Raw genomic sequence first — 26,298 nt, 5'->3', positions numbered from 1 at the left:
CGGCATTGTGCCAGCGGCCCTTACAGCAACATGACCGCTTCCCCATCCGCAAGCTCTGGTTTCTTTCTCTATATTCAACTATAATACGTTTATCAGCTATACAAGTAATTAATATATTTCACAGGAGCTATAGACCACGTCTATGAACAAAAATTACGAATTGTACAAAGTATTTTATTGGGCTGCGAAAACAGGCAGCTTGACACAGGCTGCCAAGGCCTTGTACCTCACTCAACCGAGCGTGAGCCACGCCATCAAACAGCTTGAAGACAGCTTTGGCATCACTCTGTTTTATCGGAATTCCAAAGGCGTTGCGCTAACGCAAGAGGGGTCCATCCTGTATTCCTATATTGAGCAGGCTCAGATCTTAATATCGCTGGCCGAAGAAAAAATGTCCGCGCTTAAAAATTTGGATAGCGGTGAACTGCGGATCGGCGGAAGCGATTCGCTGTTCAAGCATTATTTGCTTCCTTATTTGGAAGACTTCCATCAGAAGCATCCCGGCATCAAGATGCACCTGAATCACGGAACTACGCCGGAAATTATCACTTTCTTAAAAGAAGGCAGAATTGATTTGGGCGTCGTTCGCATGCCGATCGTCGATTCACAGCTTGAAGTGAGGGAAAGTATCCAACTGCAGGATTGCTTTGTAGCAGGCGCAAGATATGCCGAGCTTAAGGAAAAGGTACTATCGCTGGATATGCTGCTCCAGTACCCCGTCATCCTTTTCTCCCGGAATAGCCGGGCACGAATGGCCATTACGGAATTATTCCAAAGCTACGGCTATACACTCAAGCCTGAAATCGAGGTTGGAAGCGTGGATCTTCTCATCGAGTTTGCGCGGAGGGGACTCGGAATTTCTTACGTGACCAGAGAATTCGTTTCGAAGGAACTGGAAGAGGGATCGCTCTACGAGATTCAATTAGACGTGCCTCTACCGCCCACTCACGTGGGGATTATGATTATGCGAAACATGCCGCTTACCAGTGCAGCAAGCAAGTTTATTGAACTGGTTCGATAGACAGTATAAAACCGCCAATTATATTGGCGGTTACGGCGCAATTGCAGGATCGTGTGGAATTATAGCGCCTCTCCCCTATGGATTACCGGGAGAAAGCCGCAGTTTTATTAACCTTTTTTAAGTCGGCGCTGCATACTTCCCGTTATTCATGATGCAAAGACTGTTCGGAATTTCCCGTCCGATGATTGATATACCGGGCAGCCACGAACAGCAAATCGGAGAGGCGGTTTAAATACGATAGGACAACCGGATTGAGTTCCTCCTCCTGTTGAACCTCAACAGTCATTCTTTCCGCACGGCGAACGATCGTTCTTGCCGCGTGAAGCGAAGCGCCGCAAATATGACCTCCCGGTAAAATAAAATTGGCTAATGGGGGCAAATTTGCCTCCAAGTCGTCAATTTGCTCCTCCAGGTAACGAACATCCTCATTCGCAATCGGCCAGGCGACCTTCTTTCCCGGTGGAGTCGAAAGTTCCGCCCCTACATGAAACAGCTTCGTTTGAACAACGTGAAAGAGCTGCCGGAAGGAAGACCAATCTTGGTCTTGCCCCAGGGTGGAGAGCGCCAAGCCGATCATCGAATTCGCCTCGTCGCACGTCCCGTAGGCATGAACCCGTGGAGAATGCTTTGACACCCGCTGTCCGTAAACGAGGCTGGTTTGGCCCTTGTCTCCTGATTTCGTATAGATTTTCACAAAATCCCTCCTCTCATGCACTTACATATTTCGGCGGTATTGACCCCCGATTTCATATAAGGCGCTCGTGATTTGTCCAAGCGAGGCTGATTTTACGGCTTCCATTAACGCTTCGAACAGATTTCCATCCTCCAGAGCAACCTGCTTCAGCTTTACAAGGGCATCTTCGCATCTGTCCTGATGCGTCAGCCGAAAGGACTGCAAATTATTAATTTGCTTCTGTTTTTCTTCTTCTGTCGAACGGGCCAGTTCAATATCGTAAAGATTCTCGTTCTGTCCAGGATGAATGAACGTATTCACGCCGATAATCGGCAGTTCGCCGGAGTGCTTCTTAAGCTCATAATGCAGCGATTCATCTTGAATTTTGCCGCGTTGATACTGGGTTTCCATCGCGCCAAGCACTCCGCCGCGATCGTGAATGCGCTGGAATTCCGTGAGCACGGCTTCTTCTACGAGGTCGGTCAGCTCATCCACGACAAAGGAGCCCTGGAGCGGATTTTCGTTTTTCGCCATTCCAAACTCCTTATTGATAATCATTTGTATCGCCATCGCCCGGCGTACGGATCCTTCTGTCGGCGTCGTTACAGCCTCGTCATAAGCATTCGTATGCAAGGAATTGCAATTGTCATAAATCGCAATAAGCGCCTGCAGGGTCGTGCGGATGTCGTTGAAGTCCATTTCCTGCGCATGCAAAGAGCGGCCGGAGGTTTGAATATGGTATTTCAGCTTTTGACTTCGTTCATTGCCCCCGTATTTATGCTTAACAACCGTAGACCATATTCGGCGTGCGACGCGCCCCATGACGCTGTATTCAGGATCTAAGCCGTTGCTGAAAAAAAACGACAGGTTCGGGGCAAAATCATCAATCCGCATGCCGCGGGATAAATAGTATTCGACGAAGGTGAATCCGTTAGCAAGCGTAAAGGCTAATTGGGTGATGGGATTGGCTCCGGCTTCCGCAATATGATAGCCGCTAATACTGACCGAGTAATAGTTGCGTACTTTATGATCGATAAAATACTGCTGAATGTCTCCCATCATCTTTAAGGCAAACTCGGTCGAAAAAATGCACGTATTCTGCCCCTGATCTTCTTTGAGAATATCCGCTTGAACCGTACCGCGCACAGTTTGCAGCGCTGCAGCCTTGATTGTCTCGTATTCGATCTCATCCGGCTGCCGTCCGTTCTTCTTCGCGAACTTTTCGGCCTGCTGATGAATGGCCGTATTCATGAACATCGCCAGAATAACCGGTGCCGGACCATTGATGGTCATCGATACGCTAACGGAGGGGTGGCAAAGGTCAAAACCGTCGTACAGCTTCTTCATGTCGTCCAATGAACATACACTCACGCCGCTATTTCCGATTTTCCCGTATATATCGGGACGATAGTCCGGATCCTGCCCATACAAGGTTACGCTGTCGAAGGCGGTAGACAGCCGCTTGGCTTCGTCATTTTGGCAGAGGTAGTGGAAGCGGCGGTTGGTACGGTCCGGCGTTCCTTCCCCGGCGAATTGGCGCTTCGGATCTTCATTAGTCCGCTTGAACGGGAATACACCCGCTGTATAAGGGAAATAACCGGGCAAGTTCTCCTTTAGCAGCCAACGCAGGATTTCTCCGGCATCTTCAAACTTCGGCAAGCTGACCCGCGGAATCCTGCTGCCGGACAGCGATTCGATATACAAATCAGTCATGTTTACCATGTTGCCAGCCTTTGTGGCCAGCCGATCCTGTTTGTAGGCTTCGCGTATTTCCGGCCACTCCTCCAGCCGCTTTCTGCAATCCGGATGAAGGCTGGAGGAGTAATAAGCGAGCATGGCCTCCAGCTTCTGTACGAATATTGACGCCTCGGCATCAGACAGAAGCCCCCCTTTGTCGGATTCGATCAGCTGCTTGGTTCCCCTCAATTGGGCCAGATTCCGGGCGGCCGCGACTTGTTCCTCCGTAAATTTCTTATATTGACGAACGGTTTGAACGATTTCGCCCAGGTAACCGGCTCGATCCGGCGGAATGATCCTTTTTTTCCTCGTCACTTTCGTAAGCGCTGCATCATGCTGAACCGGCCAGCTTCCGCCTGTTTTCGCCTCTATGATCTTCATAAGATTGGCAAAGAGCACTGTTGTGCCCTGATCATTAAATTGGCTGGCGATCGTCCCGAACACGGGCAGTTCCTCATCGGATACATCAAACAACTGATGGCTGCGCTTGAATTGCTTGCGGACATCCCGAAGGGCGTCCTCGGATCCCCTCCGTTCAAACTTATTGATGACGATGACGTCTGCAAAGTCGATCATATCAATTTTTTCCAGCTGGGTAGCCGCTCCAAATTCACTGGTCATGACGTACATCGCCACATCACACAGGTCGACGATTGCAGCGCCGCCTTGTCCGATCCCGCTTGTTTCGATAATGACAAAATCGTAACCCGCCCGTTTGATGATATGGATCGCGTCCTTCGTGGCCTCGCTTATCTCGGACTTGGATCCTCTTGTCGCCATGCTGCGCATAAAAACTCTGGGATCATGAATAGCGTTCATCCGGATCCGATCCCCCAGCAGCGCTCCGCCAGATTTCATCTTGGACGGGTCGACGGAGATAACGGCAACCGAACGATTCGGGAATTGATCCAGATAACGGCGCACCAATTCATCGGTTAACGAGCTCTTGCCCGCACCGCCTGTTCCTGTAATACCGAGTACCGGAACATCGGGAACATCCGCTTTTAATTGCTTCAGAACGGCAGCTGCGGAATCGTCCAAGTCAGCCTTAGCCGCATGTTCTTCCGCTAAGGAAATCAATTTGGCGATGGCTCCCCAGTTTCTATCCGATAATGCCGCCAAATCCCGTTCCGCCTGCTTCGGTGTCGGATAATCGCATTCCCGGATCATATGATTGATCATGCCCTGCAGTCCCATCTCGCGCCCGTCGTCCGGCGAGAAAATTCTGGCGATTCCATATTGATGCAATTGCTTGATTTCCGCAGGAACGATTACGCCTCCCCCGCCCGCAAAGATCCTAATGTGGCCTGCTCCCTCTTGCCGGAGCAAGTCGTACATATACTTCAAATATTCGACATGGCCACCCTGATAGGAGCTGACGGCAATTCCCTGTACATCTTCCTGGATCGCCGAACTCACCACTTCATGAACGGAACGGTTATGACCCAGGTGAATGACCTCGACGCCGGAAGCTTGGAGAATCCGTCTCATAATGTTAATTGAGGCGTCATGGCCATCGAATAAAGCGGCAGCCGTAACAAAACGCACATGGCAATTCCGGCGATAAACTTGTATTTGCAACGTTCATCCCGCCCTTCCAACGATTTTTTCCTGCACCAACTTTTAAACTCAGCCGAACCGGAAATACATCTTCTCCTTATTACAATATTCGATTTTTCGTGAGAGATACCGGATTATTAGAGGGGTATCAGCTAGCCGCTGAATAAAAAAAAGCCGCATTTCTGCGACTGTTAAGGAGATATATTTAATTCACATCAGCTCGAATATTTACATTCAATTTCAGCAAAAAAAGCTTTTGCGCACTAGACTGAATCGTCGGATTCGAATGAAGACTCTTTGCAGAATAGCGGCCAAACGAATTTCACGGAAGGCGTTAGCTGGAAACATTATTTTAAGGGAAGAAGAACTTCCGCCTCGTCAGGCCAAGTTGGATTTTCAAAATGGTATATCTCTAAAGCAAGGGCTCGCCTGTCACTTTGTTGGCCAATGCTATCCAAATAATTATGAATGTCTTGATAGGGATCGCCTTTGGACTTTATTCTCGCATAACGATGAGGAGGAATCGTAAATCCGATCATTCCTTCGGGTACATTAGAAAGATCCTCGACCTCCATACAGATCAAGTAAGTAAATAGAACCTCTGAAGTAAAACTCGGACTTATGTATCGTTCTGGATGGATGATACTCCCTATTTCGCCTTTTCGTTTGTAAAATTCTTCCTTCATTGCGTCCACTTTTTCAGGAAGGTGTCCCTGAAAAGAGGATGTGACATACAAGCCGATAAGTTTTATTTCAGGCCATTCAAGCAATTGTACTGGGTTTTCAGGGTCCAATCGTTATCCATCCTTTCGTTGCTATGGCGTTATTCAAATTACAGTACAGTACATTCGAGGAACTTAACTGAATATCCTTTTTTTCCACGAAATACCTTTAAAATTAATAATGAAGGGGTGCGCCTCCAGTAGATTAATCTACTTGAGGGGCACCCCTTCTGAGTTTTCCTAATGATTCTAAACCTTAATCATCTAGCAATGATTTAACGAACCGGAGCGCATAAATAATCATGTTCACCAAATCCAGATAAATATTTACGACCATCATAGGAATTTCGCTCTCGTCGAAGCCTTCTTTGGACATACGGTTAAAGTCATATAACGTGTAGCCGATAAACACTAGTAAACCAAAGCCTGCATACAGCGTTTCCATCATCCCTCCGAACGGAAAGAAAAACTGCATCAGTCCGAGTACAACGAGTCCAATCAACGATGCGAATAGAAATCCGCCTAGAAAACGAAAATCTTCTTTTGTGTAGGTTGCATAGATGGCAAGACCCGCATAAACGATAACGGCTACTGCGACGGTTTGGATGACAATACTCGTACCCATCGATGCAATGTAATAACTTAATGAAAATTGCAGAACTGCGCCGGATACGATCATAAAAGCGTACATTAACGAATATCCGACCGCTTTCGATTTACGCAAGAAAATAATGGCAATAATTAAGCCGATCTCTAAAATATACAGCGGAATTCTTGCAGCGCTTGGCAGCATCGTTCCAAGATACATGCCGCCAATGGATACAAGCAAGGCAAAGAAAAATGTCAGCATTAATTTTTGCATGGGCTTCCCATATCCGCTTGAATGACTATAGTTCATCTTATCTTTCTCCCCGTTTCGAATGTTTATAGTCCCCATGATAGCATGAAATGCAGTCATAAAAAAGAAATTTTACATCTTATTGCTCTGAATAAATGTTGATCGTGTCCAGGCAATGTGCATGCCGGCACGCTCCATATTATTTTGACTTGTGGAGCCAAAGCTTGCTTGAGCCGTGACAAGCTCACATCCTGCTTCGTGCGCCTCGAATAGCCGTCTGTTTATTAGAGCAGTTTGAAGCCCTTGATTTCTGTATTCAGGATGGGTGGCTGCTAAGGTTAAGGAGGCGATTCCGCTGCTGATATGCATAACGGCCACTCCTGCCGGGATTCCGTTTAAATACCCCAAAAAGATTTTCCACCCTGCTCTATTCAGTAATCCAATATTGTTATTCACAAAGTGTTGTTTGGCTGATAATGGCATGCCTGAACCTAGACAATGGATTTCGGCATAATGATCAAATTGTTTTTCGTTATCAACTTCAACGATCGTGATATTGGTCTGAAGATAGGGTTTATCTTCTTTCGGTAACCCATATAACACGGAATGGAAGCCATTTTGGTAAAAGCCAAGCTCTGCTAGTCTTTTAAAAAGCATTGAGCCGCTATGTACGGGATTCAGATCAACTTGAAACAGCCGGTCTCTGGCTGCGTAGAACTGGACAATATCCTCCAGCCTGTTCGTATCCGCATCCGAGAGGCCCTTAACTGAATTGAAAATGAACCAAGGCATCGTTTTAATATAATAAGCAATTGTCTCGCCAAACGTATTGATTTCAACTCCCTCGGGATTTCCTTTCCGTTCGCCGATTGAGCTGATTCTTGAAGTTAAATAATCGATTTCTGATTGTTGTATACGTTTAGCAAGCTCTTCATTCATAACAGGCAGTTTCACCTCGCACCTCCTTCACTTTAAGGTTCAATTAAGTAAACAATAAATTACCACTTTTTAACGATAAACCTCCGCTCTTCCAATTGGAAGACGGAGGTTTTGTGGGTAACGTAGGTATCTCCTGGCGTTTAATCGTTTAAGGGTTCAAAATGAGCTTTACGCCTTCGATTTTCAGCTGATCCATCCGGATGACCCAGCTTTTGAACGTTTCATAGGTTTCGTCTGAGTAACCAAACAGACGCTTCATATCCATTGTGATTTGTTTCTCGTCATCGTTGTAATCCCCGTCTGCGAATATGAGAAGCAAAATTTCTGCGAAAAAGATATTTTTCACATGCTCATCTTTCAGATCGCCAATGATGTCCGAAAGATGCTTTTCTGATGAGAAGCTAATATCCAATTGCCCGATGTCCATTTCATCCTTGTAAGCTTGCAGAAATCCGCGTTCCTTCTTATTCACGAACCCGTCAGCGTTTGCCACGAGATGCGCCAATTCCAGAAAAGCTACTTTATGTTCTTTCGATTGTAGAAAATGTAAAAACAAACCGCCCACTCCCTTGTTTCATATAAGTTTGACTTACACTTATTCGACATAAGATAAGCTTTTCCTACATTTTGATGCCAACTTGTTTAGTATTCACGTATTTTTGTTTAAAAAAAGCCGCGATATCCGCGACTTTTGAAGGGTAACGATCACATCGGCGCCCAGTTTGTTTTCTGGTTGCGATGTCGATCGTCCTTGTTTGGTTAAGGAATATATTGCTGAACAATCCGAACGATTTTACCGTCCTTCACGGTCAAGTGATAAGGGAAGCTCTTTATATCCAAATCATCTTCCGTATTGATCAGACCGATGAATTTTTCGACGGAAATATGCTCATCCCAGACGATGTCTGCTTCGGCAATATTGCCTGTACGATTATAGATTTGCATAAGAACCTCGGCATCGTCTTCAATAGGCAATGCTTGCAAGGTTTCATCGTCATTTATAATATAATAGCCATCAGGCGGGGCATCGAGACCCGAATCCCCTTCCCGCTGGGTAAATTTAGCGGCGGCCTGATCACCCTCGTACCATTCAATCGAATCAAAGGACAACATGAATTGATTATTTTGCTTTTGGACGTTTGCGATGTAGCCTGTTTCCAAGTCCGGCGTTTTTTCTACCGGTACATATTCCCGGCCGCCCGTCGGCGCAAAGCTAAAGGCCGTGAGACAAGCGATTGCAACTGCTGCGATCATTGAATATTTTTTCATACCGCAGACGCCCCTTTGAAATGAATTATTCTTATATGGCTTAAGTATAGATTATAACGTTTGCAGGGCGCAATAAGTTACAGAGATGCAACAATAAAATTTTTGTTAAAAAAAGAAAAACCCGCGTTTTACGCAGGCATTTGTTAAATGACAAACAGCTCCATGAATTGATGGACAGGAGTCCGCTCTAGCGCTTCTTGATCAAGGCAAAGCTCCAATATCACTTGGGCTTGCTTGGATGGAAAACGGCTTCTCAGATTGGATTCAAATTTAAGCTGCAGAAGCGGGATGGCTTCAGGCCGTCTGCGCCGATGGCCGATCGGGTACTCGATCTCTATCTTTTCCGAGGTCGTACCATCCGTAAAAAAAACTTGAATCGCATTAGCTATCGAACGCTTACTCTCATCCAGATAGTCTTGCGAATACGTTTTATCTTCAACCGTAATCATTTTTAGACGGAGCGCATCTATTCGCGGGTCGAGCGCAGCAGCTTCCTCATAATGATCGGCAGTCAAAGCTCCAAACAGCAGTCCGATTGCTACCATGTATTGAAGACAATGATCGCGGTCCGCCGGATTGTGCAGCGATCCGGTCTTGTCGATGATGCGTATGGCAGATTCATGCGTCGTGAGTACGATTTTACCAATTTCATGCAGTCTGTCTTTAACTACCTTGTGAAGCTGTATCGCGCATTCGACTGCTGTTTGGCCATGAAATTCAGCGGGAAAGGATATTTTAAACAGCACATTTTCCATGACGTATGCTTCAAAACCGCGTTTAAACGAGAATTCTTTCCCCCGGTAGAGAACATCGTAAAATCCCCATCCCGGCGTAGTCAGCGCGGAAGGATAGCCCATCTCTCCCTTTACAGCCATCATGGCAAGTCTAAGAGCTCGGCTCGTCGCATCGCCGGCTGCCCATGATTTTCGCGTTCCCGTATTCGGTGAATGCCTGTAGGTACGGAGCGGGTGTCCATCGATCCATGCATTCGATACCGCTGCGATAATTTCATCCTGCGTGCCCCCGAGCAGCGCCGTTATGACTGCGGTTGAGGCGACTTTCACAAGGATGACATGATCGAGTCCTACACGGTTGAAGCTGTTTTCAAGCGCAATAATACCTTGAATTTCATGAGCCTTAATCATCGCGGTGAGTATGTCGCGCATCGTTAATGGCGGTTTGCTTCCGGCTATATTTTTTCTGCTTATATAATCGGCGGCGGCAAGAATGCCTCCCAAATTATCGGACGGATGGCCCCACTCCGCCGCAAGCCATGTATCATTATAATCGAGCCACCGGATCATGCAGCCGATGTTGAAAGCGGCTGTGACCGGATCAAGCTGGAATGCGGTGCCTGGTACACGAGCCCCATTCGGTACGATCGTTCCGGGAACGATTGGACCTAGCAGCTTCGTGCATTCCGGATAACGGAGCGCGAGCAAGCCGCAGCCGAGCGTATCCATGAGACAATACCGGGCCGTCTCGTATGCTTCTGCGCTTTCGATCGAATAATGCGCAGCATACTTTGCAATATCGACAAGCGCTTGATCGGGCTTCGGCCTTTCGTTGCTGACAGGCGTGGACATAGGATTCTCTTCCTCCTTTTGTCAGACTCGTTGATCGATCGGAGTCCACGACAGCGGATCTGACCCTGTATAGTCAGCATTCGGACGAATGAGACGGTTATGGGCGCGCTGCTCGATAATATGTGCGGACCAGCCGCTAGTGCGGGAGATGACAAAGATCGGAGTGAAAAGGGAAGTCGGAATGCCCATTAGCCGATAGGCCGACGCACTGTAGAAGTCTAAATTCGCAAAGAGCTTCTTCTCCTGCAGCATAATCTGCTCAATTCGCTCGGAAACTAGATAGAGCGACAGATCGCCGGTATCCTCAGAGAGCTTTCTCGACCATTTTTTGATAATATCCGATCTTGGATCAGAAACCGAATAAACGCGATGACCAAAGCCCATAATTAATTTCTTTTCCCTCAGCATTTGCAAAATGCCGCTCTCCGCTTCGCTTGGACCTGCGAATTGTTCGATCAGTTCCATTGCCGCCTCATTCGCGCCGCCGTGAAGATGCCCGCGCAGCGTGCCGATACCGGTCGTAACTGCCGAATACATATCGGATAAGGTGGATGCCGTTACGCGGGCTGCGAATGTGGAAGCATTGAACTCATGCTCCGCATACAAAATGAGAGAAACATCCAAACCCTTCTCATGGAGCTCGTTCGGGCGATGGCCATGCAGCAGCTGGAGGAAATGTCCGGCAATGCTGTCGTTATCGGTTTCGGTATCGATCCTGCTGCCGCCCGCGTGAAAATGATGCCAGTACAGCAGTATGGATGCACTGCTTGCGATCAGCCTATCGGCAATTTCATATTGGTCATGCCCTTCCCTCTCCGGCTCAAAGGCACCAAGTGCGGAAACGCCTGTTCGCAGTACATCCATCGGATGCGTGCTCGAAGGCAGCTGCTCCAAAATCGTGAGCAAGCCTGCCGGCAGCCGCCTAAGGCCTGAAAGCTTGCGTTTATACTGCTGCAGTTCCGCTTGATTCGGGAGTTTTCCGTATATCAACAAAAAAGCGGTTTCTTCAAAGGACGCGTGACTTGCGAGATCGTCGATCGAATAGCCGCGATAGGTTAGCCCTCTCCCTTCCTTGCCGACTGTAGAGATTGCTGTCTGCCCGGCAACAACTTCAGCGAGCCCGCCCGGTTTTTTAGTCGCCATCGCTAAATCCCTCCTCCCGGCTGCCATATAGCAGATCCAGCTTTTGCTCATAGCTGAAATAGTTTAGAAAATCATAGAGCTCCGCTCTTGTCTGCATATGACCAATTGCGTTTTTTTGCGTACCCTCCAGCCGGATTGTCTGATAAACGAGCAGCGCTGCCGCATTCATCGCACGAAATGCCGAAAGCGGATATAAAGCCAGACTTACTCCCGCATTTCCCAGCTCCTCTGCCGTAAATAACGGAGTTTGACCGAACTCCGTAATGTTTGCAAGCACGGGAACCTTTACGGCATCGGCGAATGCCCGGTAGTCCTCAAGCCTGGTGACCGCCTCCGGAAAAATCATATCCGCTCCTGCTTCGACGCATGCGCAGGCTCGATCGATTGCTGCTTCCAATCCTTCTGACGAAAGGGCGTCCGTACGGGCCATAATCACGAAATGTGAATCTTCTCTTGCATCTGCCGCGGCTTTTATGCGATCCACCATCTCCCCTTTGCTTACAATCGCTTTATTGGGACGGTGTCCGCATCTTTTGTCCATGATCTGATCCTCGATATGAACGCCGGCAGCTCCGGCACGATTCATTTGCTTCATCATGCGCGCAATTTGGAAGGCTCCGCCGAAGCCGGTATCGGCATCTACGAGCAGCGGCAGCTCCGTTACGCTTGTTATTCTTCTAACCTCCTCCAAACAATCCTGCAGCGTTGTAATTCCGAGGTCGGGCAGCCCGAAGGAAGCATTAGCTATGCCTGCTCCTGAAAGATATAAAGCGCGAAACCCGACTCTTTCAGCCATAATGGCTGAATAGGCATGGACTGCGCCTGCGACCTGCAGAGGCTTTTCGGCGTTAAGCGCCTCGCGAAGACGCTGCCCGGGAGTATGACCCATTTTGCCACCTCCTTTTTTGGGGGAAAATTCATTTATTTTAGCAATTGTCCGCTAATCACGATCCGGTGAATCTCATTGGTACCCTCGTAGATTTGAGTGACCTTCGCATCGCGAAACAGCCTCTCTACGGACAGCGCCTTCGTACAGCCCTCCGTTCCGAGCATTTGAACCGCAGCACCTGTAACGGTAACTGCCGTATCGGAAGCGAACATTTTCGCGGTGGAGGCTTCCATCGTGCAAGGCAGCCCCTGCTGACGCAAATATGCAGCCCTATAGACGAGCAATCTGGCTGCTTCGACCTGTGCAGTCAATTCGGCAAGCTTCGCGTGCTGGTGCTGCAGCTTATCGCGCAGTTTGACTCTGCCGGCAACGCGCGGGTTAAAATGGTTATCCAGCACCTGCAAAGCCGCTTGAGCAATACCTAGCGCTTGGGCCCCGATACCAATTCGGCCGCCATCAAGCGAGCCTTTGGCAATGGTAAACCCTTTACCTTCTTCCCCCAGCCGCTGCGCAATCGGCACCTTCAGCTGATCGAAGATCAATTCACAGGTGTTTGAGCCATGGAGACCCATCTTCTTTTCTTTTCTGCCGATGGTTAGCCCTTCCGCATCACTCTCAATAATAAACGCGGTAATTCCGCGAGGTCCCTTGGCAGGGTCAGTTGCCGCGAAGGTGACATAGATGTTCGCCGCCCCGGCATTCGTTATAAACAGCTTCGTCCCGTTTAAAATATAATGCTCACCTTCAAGTACGGCTGTCGTACGAATGGAGGAAGCATCCGATCCGGCATTGGGCTCGGTTAATGCAAAAGCGCCTAAGCTCTCTCCGGCTGCAAGCTTCCGCACATATTTTGAAATTTGCTCCTGGGAGCCATACTGCAAAATCGGAAAAGTTCCGACAGATGTATGAACGGATAGGATGACGCCAACTGCGGCGCTCACTTTCGATATCTCGTTAATAGCAAGAATATACGATATAAAATCGGCGCCTGCTCCGCCCCATTGCTTGGGAACAGGAATGCCCATAAGTCCAAATTGAGCCATTTTGGCGATAAGCGTGCGAGGAAATTCATCCTTTAGCTCCATATCCGGCACGAATTTGGCAACTACTGTCTCTGCAAATTGTTGGACCGCTCTCTGCCGTTCTACTTGCTCTTGAGTATACCGGAGCTCCAACGCCATGCACCCCTTTCCTGCTGAACCTATCCCCGCCCTTTTTCGTAAATGTAAAACCCTCGTCCGCTCTTGCGGCCCAGCCAGCCAGCCTGCACATATTTTCGCAGCAGCGGACAAGGCCTATATTTCGAATCCCCAAATCCATCGTGCAGCGTCTCCATAATGGCTAAGCATGTATCAAGCCCAATGAAATCGGCGAGAGAGAGCGGTCCCATCGGATGCTTCATTCCCAGCCTCATCACCTGGTCTACAGCCTCCGGTTCAGCTACCCCTTCATAGACCGTGTAAATGGCTTCATTGATCATCGGCATCAGAATGCGGTTAGAGACAAAGCCTGGAAAATCATGCACCTCCACCGGCGTTTTTCCAAGTGTTAGAGCTAGCGTTTGAATGCTATCGAGAGTTTCATCCGATGTCGCAAGCCCTCGGATGATCTCGACGAGCGGCATAACAGGCACAGGATTCATGAAATGCATACCGATGACGAGCTGCGGCCGTTTTGTCGCTGCAGCAATATCTGTAATCGACAGCGAAGACGTATTTGTCGCTAATATCGTATTCGGCCGGCAAATTTGATCAAGCCGCCTAAATAACATTTTTTTTGTGTCCATCTGCTCCGGCGCCGCCTCAATAACAAGCTCCGCATGTTCAGCACTTTCCAAATCCGTCGAAACGGCAATTTTGGTTAATAGCAGCTCTCGCTGCTCCTCGGTCATTTTTCCCTTCGCGACGAGCCGCGACAGATTGGCGCCAATCGAGGATATGCCTTGATTGACCGCTGCCGTCTCGATATCGTAAAGCGTTACCTGCAGTCCGCTTTGGGCAAGTGTCTGGGCAATTCCGCTGCCCATTTGTCCAGCTCCAATTACCATTACGTTTCGAATAGTCATGGTCACCATCCCAGCTTCATCCATCAACCTGAACCAATACCGCATCTCCTTGCGCCCCGCCGCTGCAAATGGCAGCAATTCCAAGACCGCCGCCTCTGCGCTGCAATTCATGAATTAGGGTAAGCATAATTCTAGCTCCGCTTGCCCCAATCGGATGACCGAGCGCAATTGCTCCTCCGTTCACATTAACCTTCTCAGCATCCCATCCGAGTATTTTGCCGCATGTCAAAACGACGGAAGCGAATGCTTCATTCACCTCAAAAACATCGATATCCTTCATCGAAACGCCCGTTTTTTGCAAAAGCTTCCGGATGGCTAGGGCGGGAGCCGTAGCAAGATAGGGAGCTTCCGTTCCGATCGTGCAATGCCCGATTATTTTGGCAACCGGTATGCATCCGTCTCGAAGCGCCTTCTCGTTAGACATCAGGATTAATGCCGCTGCGCCATCATTTACGCCTGGAGCATTTCCCGCAGTAATCGTTCCGTTAGAAGTGTGGATGGGCTTAAGCTGCGCCAGCTTCTTCTCATTCGTATCGGCGCGCGGACCTTCGTCGATATCGGTCATAGCGCTTGCCGTTGCCAGACAGGATACGATTTCCTCCTCGAAAAAACGTCTAGCGCTAACGGAACTCGCGCGGTAATGGCTTCTTAATGCCCACTCATCCTGCTCGGTACGGCTTATGCCAAGTTCAGCAGCGACCCGGTTGCCGTGAACAGCCATCAGAACATCGTCGTATGGACAAAGAAGTCCGTCGTTGATTAAAATATCGGTTAACTCGGTATTTCCCAGCTTGCTGCCCCATCTGGCGGTCCGGATAGCGAATGGCGCATGACTCATGCTTTCCATTCCGCCAGCCACAATCATATCCGCATCTCCTGTGCGGATAATTTGATCCGCCAGCGTTATGGCGCGCAGCCCTGAGGCGCATACTTTATTGATCGTTTCCGATGGGACGCTCCAATCGATACCCGCCAGCCTCGCAGCTTGGCGCGCCGGATTTTGCCCGCAGCCCGCTTGGAGCACCATGCCCATCATGACTGCATCCACTTGATTAGCTGATATTCCCGTTTGCTGCATCGCTCCCTTAATCGCGGCTGCTCCCAGCTCTACTGCCTTTACATCCTTGAACATGCCGCCGAATTTACCAAAAGCCGTTCTTCGCCCGCCGACAACAACCGTATGACGCATGATGGAATCGCCTCCCTGCCTCCCTATTCCGTCAACATGCGGTAAATGCAATCCGTCTCCATACCGCCGGTTCCAATTTCGGTTTCCAAGCATTTGGCATCACGCAAATATCGCTCCATTCGATATTCCCGCATATAACCATAGCCGCCAAATATTTGGACGGCTTCAATCGTTACAGCGACAGCTGTATCTGCCGTGAATTTACGGGCTATAGCAGATTCCCTGCTACAGTCTAAGCCTGCGTCCTTACGCCATGCTGCCTGATAGGCGAGCAGACGGGCGGCCTCGATTTTGGCCGACATATCAGCGAGCTTAAAGGAAATTCCCTGCTGCTTTCCGATCGGAGTGCCAAATTGCTTGCGCTCCTTAGCATAAGCGGCCGCCGCCTCCAGCGCTCCCTGTGCGATGCCAACAGCTTGCGCAGCTGCACTAATATGGCTGGTTTCTATTAACGACATAGCCATTTCTTGACCTTGTCCTTCTTGGCCAATTCTATTTTTCTTCGGAATCATACACTGCTTAAATCTGATTTCTTCAGTCATTAAAGAACGCAAGCCCAGCTTTCGCACTTTATTTCCGGTTTCGAATCCAGCCGTTCCGCTCTCAACTAGAAATACGTCGAAACCGGACTTCCTTTTTCCTTTACCGATTTGCGCAAACACGACGCAGCAATCCGCAATCTCCGCCTGGATAACGAAGGAATGTTTACCGTTCAGTTCCCAATTTTCCCCATTCAGGCGGGCGGTAATGCCGTCATCCATTCTGGCTTTTTCGTTTATGGCACTTGGCAGTGCACATGCTCCCAGCCTTTTACCGCTCGCCAATTCCTTCAGAAAGGAAGCTTTTGTCTCCTCGCTGCCAAAAGCGTAAATCGGCCAAGCCGCATAAACGGTATGTGCAGCGAGTGCAGCCGCCGTCGAAGCGCATACTCGTGAGAGCTCTTCTAACACAACGGTAAACGTCATCCAATCGCTTCCGGCACCGCCGTAAGGCTCGCCGATTGGAATTCCCGTGATGCCGAGCTCCCCCATTTTTTCGAAAATCGAACGATCAAAAGTTTCTTCCTCATCTCTTTCCCCGGCATTTGGAGCAACCTTGCTTTCCGCAAATTCTCTTATGACCGAACGGGTCATCTCCAGCTCTTCGGATAAAGAAAAAAGCATCTCCCTCCCTCCCTTTCTTATGGCAGGCCAAGTTAGATGGACAAAGCACGGCAGTATCCGCTTGTATCGTATTATATGAATGCTGTCTCCTTAAAAATGACTTTCTTAGGTTCAGTTTATATACGGCTCACCTATGATTAGAAAGGACACGCCAAACAAAAAAAGCCAACCTGTAATGGTTGACTTCTTGCCCTATCTAAATTAAGTTGTGCGATAAACATAAGGGTCTTTAGGCGCCTCTATAGGCTTCCAATCGTTTACCTTTAAGACAGGAATCGTTTGTTTAAACGGCTGATACAGCTCCCAGGTCAGCTTACCCGATACATGCACCCAATCATCATCCTTGATTTGCGTATTTTTCGGAAATTCGACCAGCATCCCAAAAACACCGGAATCCGCAACACAATGAATGAAGCCGAAGCGGAAGACGAAATAATGATTACCGTCCACCTGCTGCCCTTTGTAGGCGAAGCCGTCGAAGCCGATTGTCTTGCCCATAAAGGCGTCCGGCGAATTGTAAATGACCTCCATGCCTTTTAAATAATCCGCATCGGTAAGAGTGATTGCTTGGCGGTTAATGAATTGTGCAAGCTCTTTATTTTTTACTTGCGTGTAATCTTCCTTACGATAAAATACGCTTGAATCAGGCTTCAAAAACTGATGGGCGCCGGGATTTTTTTCTATATTTTCTTCAAAGCTCGGAAAGGAAAAACCCTTTGCCTTCACGAAGCTTGAGTCTAGCGCATGCGCCGGCAGGAAAAGCCCCGTTATAATTGGCACAAATAAGATAAGGTAGCTGAAAAATCGCTTAAGCTTAGTATCGTTGCCGTGTGAATGGCCATGGTCGTGATGATGCTCATGCGCGTGCGCATGAAGATGTGTGTGATCGTCATGTGCGTGGTGATCATGTACATGACCTTTATGCGTGCGATGCTCATGACTCGTTTGCTCGCCGTGCCGGGATGCCTCATCATCCTCATTCGAACCGGCGGCAGCCGCCTGCTTCTTCTCCTCAGCAATCTGCAGACGCGAGACGCGTACGAATTCAAAGATGCTTAACAGCCCCAAAATGACGACAGCGCTAATCGATAAGTAGGCATATTTCATGTTGATATATTTATTAATATCACCGGTATAATGCAGCATGAAAAACATGAAAGAAAATCCGAACAATATGAAAAATCGAATCATCCGAATAACCTCCCTACGATTAACGATCCGGTTAAGGTAAAGATCGCTACCAAAGCTATCAAAGTGAAAACAAATTTTCTATGGTATGTTCCGAGCAGCATAAGCGTGTTTTTGATATCAATCATCGGTCCAAAAACTAAAAATGCAGATAATGAGCCGACCGTGAATGTGCTTCTGAAGGAAGCTGCAATGAAGGCATCCGCTTCCGAGCAAAGCGAAATAATAAAGGCCAAGGCAATCATAACGAGCGATGATGTCACCGGATTGCTGCCAAGATGCAGCAAGTACGAGGTCGGTACGAATGTCTGCATGCATGCGGCGATAAAGGCTCCGAGCACTAAATATTTTCCGACGGAAAAAAATTCATCGACCGCGTGCGCGACAACCTCATAAAGTCTCTTGTTAAGCGGAAGACGGGCAGCGAGATGTTCCGATCCATGCGCAATTGCCGCAGCAGTTTGCCCATCTTGAATACGGAAAGGCAGCTCCTTAATCAAAAATGAAAGGATGATCGAAACCGAGAAAGCGACCGCAATCGAAAGCCCTGCGCGAATGCCGACCATTTGCCAATCATTCCCGAAGGCGATATAAGTAGAGAACAACACGATCGGATTTATAATCGGGCCGGTTAGCATAAAGGCAATACCGGCGTGCAGCGGCATGCCTTTGTTTATTAATTTTCTCGTTATCGGAACGATCCCGCATTCGCAGGAAGGAAAAAAAATGCCGATCCCGCAGCCGAACATCGTGGCTAAATAACGATTTTGCGGCATGATGCGCGCGATCCATCTCTCCTTGACGAAGGTTTGAATCAATCCGGAAATAAGGACACCAACCAACACAAAAGGAATAGCTTCCATCACCATGCTGATAAAAATCGTATTGAGCTGATATAAAGTCGTCAACTAGCTCATCTCCACTGCTCATTCTCGTATTGCTTCTTATAAAAATAGCTTTTAGTCGGTATACCTCTGTATATGGTTTTAAACCACTCGCAGCCGTTGTGTCAAGCTTGTCACAGCAAAGGACCGTTCGGCTCCATATGGGCAGCTCAGAACGGTCCTAAAATTTGGATTCACTTATGAATTGAAAGGACTATACATGCTGCGCTTGCGACTTGCTTGGATGCTGCAAACGCAGAGGGCTTATGGTAACGGTCGAGGTTTTAAAGCCTGGCATTTTACAATTAGGATCAAGCTCAGGACTAGTCGCCTTGTTCACGTTTTGCACCCCGCCCCAATGCATCGGAACGAATAACGTATCCTCTCTAATTTTATCCGTGAAACGGCTTCTAACGCTGAAGCTGCCTCTGCGAGAGGTGACCTCCACCCATTCGCCATCCTCTATCCGATACTTCTTTGCTGTTTTCGGATGGATTTCAATGTAATTGTCTACATTTCGCGCGGCTAGTGAAGGACTTCTGCGTGTTTGGACTCCTGTCAAATAATGAGACAGCAGTCTTCCATTAGTCATCGTGAGCGGGAACTCCTCGTTTGGCGTCTCCTGAGGCTGCCTGCTGGATACAGGCATAAAAATCGCTTTTCCGTCCGAATGGGCAAAGGCATGCTCGAACATGATCCCCTGGTTGCCGGTCTCCTCGATTGACGTACAAGGCCAATAGACACCGCCAGTCCGCCGCAGCTTATCATAGGTGATGCCGTAATAGTCAGCCAGACCGCCGCGGCTTGCGATTCTGAGCTCATCGAATATTTGCTCAGCTGTATGAAATGGGAAATATTCATGTTTTCCGAGCCCTTCGGCAATTTGGCATAAAATCTTCCAGTCATGCCTCGTCTCGCCAGGGGAAGAAATAGTAGATTCTCTCAAGAGCACGCGGCCCTCAAGATTGGTTAAAGTTCCATCATTCTCTAGATATGACGTGACGGGCAATACGACATCGGCCATCCGCGCCGTCTCGGACATGAACATATCCGCTACAACTAAGAAGTCTAACCCGGATAGTCCTTCCTCGACCAAATCAGCATTCGGATTAGATACGACAGGATTCGAGCCCATTACGAACAAAGACCGAATGACCCGCTGGTGAACAAGCTCCATCATTTCATATGCTGATACGCCCTTACGCGGGAGTTCTGCCGGATCAATTCCCCATACGCCAGCGACATAAGCGCGGTCCTGCTCATCTTCAATGTTCCGGTAGCCTGGCAATTGATCGCTTTTCTGTCCGTGTTCTCTGCCGCCCTGCCCATTGCCTTGACCGGTAACGGCGCCGTAGCCGCAGCCAGGCTTGCCGATTTTCCCTGTAGCGATGACCATGTTCAGGAAGTTCCGCACCGCCACATGCCCGTCTGTCTGCTGCTCTACACCTCTTGCCGTGAAAATAATGCCTGTTTCCGCTTGCCCGTAAGCAATCGCCGCCTTATGGATCGTTTCCTCATTCAAGCCCGTTAACTCGGCCACTTCATTAAGTTGGATGGAAGACAGATGCTCCTTCAACTCCGCAAACCCGTTCGTTCTTTTGGCGATGAACGCTTCATCCATCAGCTTTTCTTCCAGCAGCACTTTAAGCATGCCGTTTGCAAGCGCGGCATCTGTACCGGTCTTGATCTGCAAATGAATGTCTGCAATTGCAGCGGTTGCTGTAACCCTTGGATCAATGACGATGATAATGGCTCCATTTTCCTTAGCTTTCGTGAAATAAGGCATCAAAGTCGGCTGGCATTCGGCTATGTTCGTTCCGGCCAAAATGATGCAGCGTGCAAGCGGGATATCCGCTAATCGACAAGTTAGTCCACGATCGATGCCGAATGTTTTATTGCCGGCAGAAGCGGCAGCCGACATGCAAAACCTGCCGTTATAGTCTATATATTTGGTTCCCAGCGCTACCCTTGCGAACTTACCCAGTAAATAGGCAGACTCGTTTGTCAGTGATCCCCCGCCATATACGCCTAGCGAATCGGGGCCGTGCTCCTTGCTGATAGCTTGGAATTTGTTATGAATCGTATTTAAAGCTTCCTCCCAAGTTGCCGGAACAAGCTGGCCATCCTTCCTTACTAGAGGCTGAAGCAAGCGGTCCGTGCTTGTCGCATGCTGATAGGAATTCATGCCTTTCACGCATAAGCGTCCTTCCGAAGCGGCGTTCGGTATGCCTTCAACCGCATATGAATACCGGCGTGAGCCAGGTATCGGCAGCTCTTTCGTTATGCGCATTTTACACTGTACGCTGCAAAACGGACATTGCGTTTCCGTGACAAAGCTCGATTCCGTACTTATCGGAGCACTTAACAATTGCCGCATATGCTTTCACCGAGCCTTTCCTCATTTTTTTTCGTTATGGCTGATGCTTCTGCTCGATCGACAAGGTCCATACGGTAATCCCCGTCAAATAACATCTCTCTGATCTCTACGATTCCTTCTCTCTCGATCCACTTCCAGAGCGGTTCGCCATAGTCCGCTCTTTCCCGGTAGAGCTGAAGGCAAGATACGGAAAGCATCACGGCGTCATTATCGGACTCAGCTATTCCGACTAGCTGACCTTGCTTAACCGGAAGCTCAGAATGTCCTCCCGCATAGATTTCCCAGCCGGCGGGTGCTCCGGTTATGCCAATGTCATGTACAAGCACCCCAGCCGGATTTCGAAGGCTGGACGTAACGGCTGCTCTCACTGGTGAAGGAAAAGGCAAGCCGTCATAATAGCTTTGAAGCTCCCGCCCTAGCAACCGCGAATCAAATTTAGCATCGATGCGCGCTTCCTTGTCCGGATGAACGCCAACCGAGAGGTCGTTGCAGCTTTCATCTGTACTGTTCGAGTAGTTTTGTTTGGCAGCTTCTGAATGATATAGCGCCGAATAATAGTCGATGGCAGATGTACAGATTGAACATCCGGATATGCTTTTCCAGCCTAAAGCGGTCTTAACCTCATTCATATTAGAATATGAATGGGCAGCAATGGAAGCCTTAAGCATTTCATGACTGACATCCGTGCAGCCGCAGACTGGGGGAGCCGTTGCTGCAAGAGCTTCTTTACCATGCCGAAGCGCATATTGCACAACTGCCGCAACCATAGGACGACAGCCGCCGCAGGAGCTTGATGCCTTCGTACAGTCGCGAACCTGCTCCGTCGTTTGCAGACCATCTTCAATAACAGCGCACATGATAGCCGATTTATTGACTGCGTTGCAGGCACAGACCGTCTCACGGTCTGGCATATTTGCGGCTGCCTCATCCAGTCCGCCGCTGTCTGCTGCGCTCGAAGGAGCGGTTAGCTCTGAAATGGATGCCCCTCTTTTCACTAAGCCAAGCAAAGAGGTTCCTTCTGCCGTATCGCCGAACAAAATAGCGCCGCGAACCTTTCCGTCTATCATCGTCACTTTTTTGTAAGTGCCGCGAATACCGTCATACAGCTGAATCGCTGTATCTGCTTCTTCTTTATTAATATTGCCTACCGAGAAGACCTCTACTCCAGATACCTTAAGCTGTGCATAAGGGACAGAACCCTTGTAGGGCTCTGATTCTTCTCCACAAATAATGCTGGCAAGCACCTTACCTTGCTCATATAGCGGCGCGACCAGACCGTAAGCGACTCCACGATGCTCTGCGCATTCGCCAACCGCATAAACGTTAGGCATGCTCGTACGCATATAATCGTCGACGACGATCGCTCTATTCGTTTCGATGCCGCTTTTTTTGGCGAGCTCGATGTTAGGACGAATTCCTACAGAAATGACGATCAAATCAGCTTCCAATGAGCTTCCGTTCGTGAAGCGAATACCTTTGGCACGATTCAAACCGGTAATGCTTTCCGTTTCTTTGCTTAGCCAAAACCGCATGCCCTGCTCTTCTAATTCCTTACGAAGCATTTCTGCAGCCTTGCGATCAAGCTGGCGGTTCATCAGGTAAGGCGCATTGTGGATCACATCCGTCTCCATGCCGAGATTCAACAAGCCTCTTGCGGCTTCAAGACCTAACAAGCCTCCACCGATGACGGCAGCTTTTTTATATTTTTTTGCATACTTTATCATCGTCTGGCAATCCTCGATGTTCCGGAATGAGATGACACCAGACTTATGAACGCCAGCTATGGGCGGAATGAAGGCTGAGGAGCCGGTTGCTATAATAAGGTAATCAAAATCGATACGAATACCGGATAAGGTCGTAACATATTGTGCTTCCGAATGAATTTGAGTGACAGTCTCACCCGTAAAGAGGTGGATTCCCCTTTCATCATACCAAGCCCAATCATTGATCACGATACTTTCAATGTCGGAATCACCTTGCAATACTTTTGACAACAATATTCGGTTATAATTCGGATGCGGCTCATTGCCAATTACTGTTATTTGAAATTTTTCCGGTGCAAGCTTTATAATTTCATCGACACATTTGATGCCTGCCATGCCATTACCAATGACTACAAGTTTTTCCTTACTCATTTATGTTCACATCCACTCATGCAATTTACTAAGTCGTTTGTCAGCGGGTGTAGCGCAGTTATATTAAACATAGTATCCCCCCAACGATATGTTTGAGCAAAAATGTACATAAAAAGCCCTTTCCCGGATTCGGGGAAAAGGCATCATTGCCGTTTGAGTTGGCACGCCGCTGTGCTCTAATCGTTCTATAATGTAAGATTAGTTCATGACGTATGGTATGTCAATATATATAACACAATAATACGCTCATTTTTGAAAAATAAAAATTTTTGTGTGAGCTATATTGACACACACATTACACAAATTTACAATTCGGTATGGGATTACAAATCTGTAATCCATCTATGATGAAAATCGCATCTTCCCTTTTATTTTGGAAATATTAATCACGTTTAGCTTTTACATCTCTAAGTTTGTTTAGTCATCGGTCATACGCTTTAAAGCAAACCAATTAACCGTAGTTAATCATTAAGCCCCCAAACCATTCAGGACATTTGTCTGCCCTCCCCGTACAGAAATACAAAAAACCTTGATGACCGATAGTATGGTCAAACAAGGTTTTATGAGTAATGGTTAGAGCAAGCTTGATTATCTCAGCTGCTCCTTGACCGTTCCATCCTGATAGCCTGCGATTACATGTGTTGCCATGCCAATGAAGAGGCCGTTGTCTACAACGCCTGGAATGAGATTGAGAGCGTGATGCAGCTCATCTGGCCGATCTATTTTTCCAAAGTGACAATCGGCGATATAATTTCCGTTATCCGTTAAATAAGGCTGCTCACCGATTTTTCTTAGTGTAGGCTCAGCACCGAGCTTGCGCAGCTTGTTGACCGTTATTTCATAACCAAACCGAACGATCTCGACAGGCAAAGGGAAATGGCCTAGTTGCTTGACTAGCTTGCTTTCATCAACGATAATGATTAGCTGCTTGCTAGAGGCTGCGACAATTTTTTCGCGAAGCAGCGCTCCGCCGCCGCCTTTTATTAGATTCCAATCCGCATCAACTTCATCAGCGCCATCAATCGTAATATCGATGGTTTCAATTTCTGCAGTAGAAAGCAAGCTTATGCCAAGTTCTCTCGCCAAATCCTCAGATTGATTAGACGTAGCGATCGCTTTGACCGATAGCCCTTCCTTCACTCTTTGACCGATTTTTTGAATCGCCCAATAAGCGGTTGAGCCTGTCCCGAGCCCAACAATCATGCCATCCTTAATAAACTCTACAGCTTTTTCCGCAGCTATTCTTTTTGATTCCATCTTTACACCTCTGCCTTTTTGATTAAGAATCATCATAATGTTTGATACTGCCTAATACAATAATAAGGCCGTTATTATATACATTGAAATACAGCAAGCTGCCTAGCAACCATTTCATAGTTTGACATTAACCTAAGAAAGGAGCGTTGTCACTCCCGTTTTCCATCCCAATATTATATCAGCCGTCCAAATGATTGAATACCAAAAAAAGGCGGCTTCCACGTTTTAAGACATGGATACCACCCATCATATCGGCGCTAATTATAGTAAATCTACGTTACATGTATCAGCCGATAAACTTCGACATCTCTTCATTGATTTTATCGCGCTGTTCCCAGAACAAGCCGTGTCCGCTGTATTCCAGCCATATGAGCTTCGAGCCCTGAATACTTTCCTTGAGCGCCATAGCAAGCTGCGGAAGCACGATCTGATCATGTTTACCTTGGAAAATTAAAGTCGGAGCTTTTATTTTGCTAAGATCAGTGAATAAGCTTTCATCCCTCAGTGATTCGAGCAGAGCTGCAGTAGAGTAACCCGCTGCCTGTAAGCCGAGTTGAAAAAACCAATCGGTGAAAGGTTCGGTGACGTTTTGGAAAAAGAACATTTCACCGAGATCTCGAAGCATTTTAGGACGGTCATTGCGAGCAGCTTGTATAAGCTTGGTCACTTCATCTTTAGGCAGCCCATACGGGTAGTTCGGCCGCTGAGTAAAGCTTGGGGCTGCCGCAGCCAGCAACACAAGTTTAGCAACGCCATAGCCGTTATGACGCGCCATATAACGTATGGAGATCGCCCCGCCTACAGAATGGCCTGCAAGGGTAAAGCTTTGCAGTTTAAGAGCATCAACAACTGCTCGTACATCGTCGGCTAACCGGTCATAATTGTAGCCATTGTAAGGTTTATCGGATTGACCGAAGCCTCTAAGATCGATGCCAATGCAGCGGTAGCCCAAGGCAGGAAATACATTAAACTGGTACTCGAACAGATGGTGATTAGCAGGCCAGCCATGAATAAAGAAGATGACCTTATTGCTAGTCGGATTTACGTCCTCTACATAAATCTTCACATCAGGCTCCACTGCCACGTAATATCCCAAGCTAATTCCTCCAATGTTAAGGGTCTCTTTAGCATTAAGATACTCATAGCAGATCAATTAGGTGAATACCTAACGGTATTGCCTATTAAGCGCCTTATATATCTCCTTTTCTTTGCGTCAAAGTTCGAATGACCGCTATTTATGTCGTTAATTATTTATTTTTTAAAACAATAAGCGACAAACATCACATATGATTTCTGTTAGTATTTTTATTAGGTTGTCCCATCACAGAATAGGAGCGTCGATAATGAATAGAATATCTAATGAACATTTTAAAAATGAAACGATTACTTTTGATGGATTCAGCTTTATTGGTTGTACATTCACGAACTGTGTAATTATCATCTCCACCATGGATTTCAATTTCGAAAGATGTTCTTTCTTTGAGTCCGCTTTGCATGTAAATCCGAAACTGTCTATATTTGCGATCTCCCATAAGCTATCGCAATCGACATATGATTCGGATACTAATTGCTACCGGAATGATTATAAGTACCCGCATTCCGTTGTGGAACTGCCTGCCGCAACTACTCGTTAACAGGATTCCGCCGAAGGAATCAAATCTGC

General features: G+C 47.8%; 21 protein-coding genes. 1 reads left to right on the top strand and 20 read right to left on the bottom strand.

Features of this window, described 5'->3' with window-relative positions:
• The first annotated feature begins 142 nt into the window (after positions 1-142).
• Positions 143-1,021: a LysR family transcriptional regulator gene (locus tag ASG81_RS27905; RefSeq protein WP_056642457.1), complete on the top strand. Its 879-nt coding sequence runs from the start codon at positions 143-145 to the stop codon at positions 1,019-1,021.
• Positions 1,022-1,163: 142 nt separating this feature from the next.
• Here ASG81_RS27905 and ASG81_RS27900 read toward each other — a convergent pair whose 3' ends face one another.
• The 20 genes from ASG81_RS27900 to ASG81_RS27805 all read right to left on the bottom strand — a co-directional run bounded on the left by ASG81_RS27900 (position 1,164) and on the right by ASG81_RS27805 (position 25,731).
• Positions 1,164-1,715: a cob(I)yrinic acid a,c-diamide adenosyltransferase gene (locus ASG81_RS27900; protein WP_056642454.1), complete on the bottom strand. Its 552-nt coding sequence runs from the start codon at positions 1,713-1,715 to the stop codon at positions 1,164-1,166.
• Between the two features lie 21 nt (positions 1,716-1,736).
• On the bottom strand, positions 1,737-5,012 hold the full coding sequence (gene icmF, locus ASG81_RS27895; protein WP_056642450.1) for a fused isobutyryl-CoA mutase/GTPase IcmF: 3,276 nt from the start codon (positions 5,010-5,012) through the stop codon (positions 1,737-1,739).
• A gap of 326 nt (positions 5,013-5,338) precedes the next feature.
• Complete coding sequence (locus ASG81_RS27890; RefSeq protein WP_056642448.1) at positions 5,339-5,785, bottom strand: GyrI-like domain-containing protein; 447 nt, start codon at positions 5,783-5,785, stop codon at positions 5,339-5,341.
• 184 nt (positions 5,786-5,969) lie between these two features.
• Positions 5,970-6,611 (bottom strand): Bax inhibitor-1/YccA family protein, encoded by a 642-nt coding sequence (locus ASG81_RS27885; RefSeq protein WP_056642444.1) that lies wholly within the window; start codon positions 6,609-6,611, stop codon positions 5,970-5,972.
• Positions 6,612-6,683: 72 nt separating this feature from the next.
• Entirely contained in the window at positions 6,684-7,505 is an 822-nt protein-coding gene (locus tag ASG81_RS27880) for a GNAT family N-acetyltransferase (protein WP_235549062.1), read from the bottom strand.
• 133 nt (positions 7,506-7,638) lie between these two features.
• A complete protein-coding gene (locus tag ASG81_RS27875; protein WP_056642439.1) occupies positions 7,639-8,046 on the bottom strand; it encodes a hypothetical protein in 408 nt (135 codons plus the stop codon).
• Positions 8,047-8,249: 203 nt separating this feature from the next.
• Positions 8,250-8,759 carry a hypothetical protein gene (locus tag ASG81_RS27870; RefSeq protein ID WP_056642437.1) on the bottom strand — a complete coding sequence of 170 codons (510 nt, stop codon included), beginning with the start codon at positions 8,757-8,759 and terminating at the stop codon, positions 8,250-8,252.
• A gap of 143 nt (positions 8,760-8,902) precedes the next feature.
• On the bottom strand, positions 8,903-10,345 hold the full coding sequence (locus ASG81_RS27865; protein WP_056642434.1) for a bifunctional 2-methylcitrate dehydratase/aconitate hydratase: 1,443 nt from the start codon (positions 10,343-10,345) through the stop codon (positions 8,903-8,905).
• 21 nt (positions 10,346-10,366) lie between these two features.
• Positions 10,367-11,488 carry a bifunctional 2-methylcitrate synthase/citrate synthase gene (gene prpC, locus ASG81_RS27860; protein ID WP_056642429.1) on the bottom strand — a complete coding sequence of 374 codons (1,122 nt, stop codon included), beginning with the start codon at positions 11,486-11,488 and terminating at the stop codon, positions 10,367-10,369.
• Positions 11,478-12,377, bottom strand: a complete 900-nt coding sequence (gene prpB / locus ASG81_RS27855; protein WP_056642425.1) for a methylisocitrate lyase — start codon at positions 12,375-12,377, stop codon at positions 11,478-11,480. Before prpB ends, prpC begins: the two co-directional genes overlap by 11 nt.
• Before the next feature lie 32 nt (positions 12,378-12,409).
• Positions 12,410-13,552 (bottom strand): acyl-CoA dehydrogenase family protein, encoded by a 1,143-nt coding sequence (locus tag ASG81_RS27850; RefSeq protein WP_056642567.1) that lies wholly within the window; start codon positions 13,550-13,552, stop codon positions 12,410-12,412.
• Positions 13,553-13,578: 26 nt separating this feature from the next.
• Complete coding sequence (locus tag ASG81_RS27845; RefSeq protein ID WP_056642564.1) at positions 13,579-14,442, bottom strand: 3-hydroxybutyryl-CoA dehydrogenase; 864 nt, start codon at positions 14,440-14,442, stop codon at positions 13,579-13,581.
• Positions 14,443-14,458: 16 nt separating this feature from the next.
• Positions 14,459-15,631, bottom strand: coding sequence for an acetyl-CoA C-acetyltransferase (locus ASG81_RS27840; protein ID WP_056642421.1), 1,173 nt, complete (start codon positions 15,629-15,631; stop codon positions 14,459-14,461).
• Positions 15,632-15,654: 23 nt separating this feature from the next.
• Entirely contained in the window at positions 15,655-16,794 is a 1,140-nt protein-coding gene (locus tag ASG81_RS27835; protein WP_056642418.1) for an acyl-CoA dehydrogenase family protein, read from the bottom strand.
• A 201-nt stretch (positions 16,795-16,995) separates the two neighbouring features.
• Positions 16,996-17,985, bottom strand: a complete 990-nt coding sequence (locus ASG81_RS27830; protein ID WP_056642414.1) for a TIGR03943 family putative permease subunit — start codon at positions 17,983-17,985, stop codon at positions 16,996-16,998.
• On the bottom strand, positions 17,982-18,890 hold the full coding sequence (locus ASG81_RS27825; RefSeq protein ID WP_155972008.1) for a permease: 909 nt from the start codon (positions 18,888-18,890) through the stop codon (positions 17,982-17,984). Before ASG81_RS27825 ends, ASG81_RS27830 begins: the two co-directional genes overlap by 4 nt.
• 190 nt (positions 18,891-19,080) lie before the next feature.
• Complete coding sequence (nasC, locus tag ASG81_RS27820; RefSeq protein WP_056642412.1) at positions 19,081-21,243, bottom strand: assimilatory nitrate reductase catalytic subunit NasC; 2,163 nt, start codon at positions 21,241-21,243, stop codon at positions 19,081-19,083.
• The gene (gene nirB / locus ASG81_RS27815) at positions 21,228-23,378 is read right to left on the bottom strand and encodes a nitrite reductase large subunit NirB (protein WP_056642409.1); all 2,151 of its coding nucleotides are present in this window, start codon (positions 23,376-23,378) and stop codon (positions 21,228-21,230) included. Before nirB ends, nasC begins: the two co-directional genes overlap by 16 nt.
• A 588-nt stretch (positions 23,379-23,966) precedes the next feature.
• Positions 23,967-24,635, bottom strand: coding sequence for a ribose-5-phosphate isomerase RpiA (gene rpiA, locus ASG81_RS27810; RefSeq protein WP_056642558.1), 669 nt, complete (start codon positions 24,633-24,635; stop codon positions 23,967-23,969).
• A 286-nt stretch (positions 24,636-24,921) separates the two neighbouring features.
• Entirely contained in the window at positions 24,922-25,731 is an 810-nt protein-coding gene (locus tag ASG81_RS27805; RefSeq protein ID WP_056642406.1) for an alpha/beta fold hydrolase, read from the bottom strand.
• Positions 25,732-26,298 lie beyond the last annotated feature (567 nt).

Origin of the sequence: Paenibacillus sp. Soil522 (genome assembly GCF_001428245.1) — a bacterium.
Lineage (GTDB): Bacteria > Bacillota > Bacilli > Paenibacillales > Paenibacillaceae > Pristimantibacillus.
This window is presented reverse-complemented; position numbering and strand designations above follow the sequence as displayed.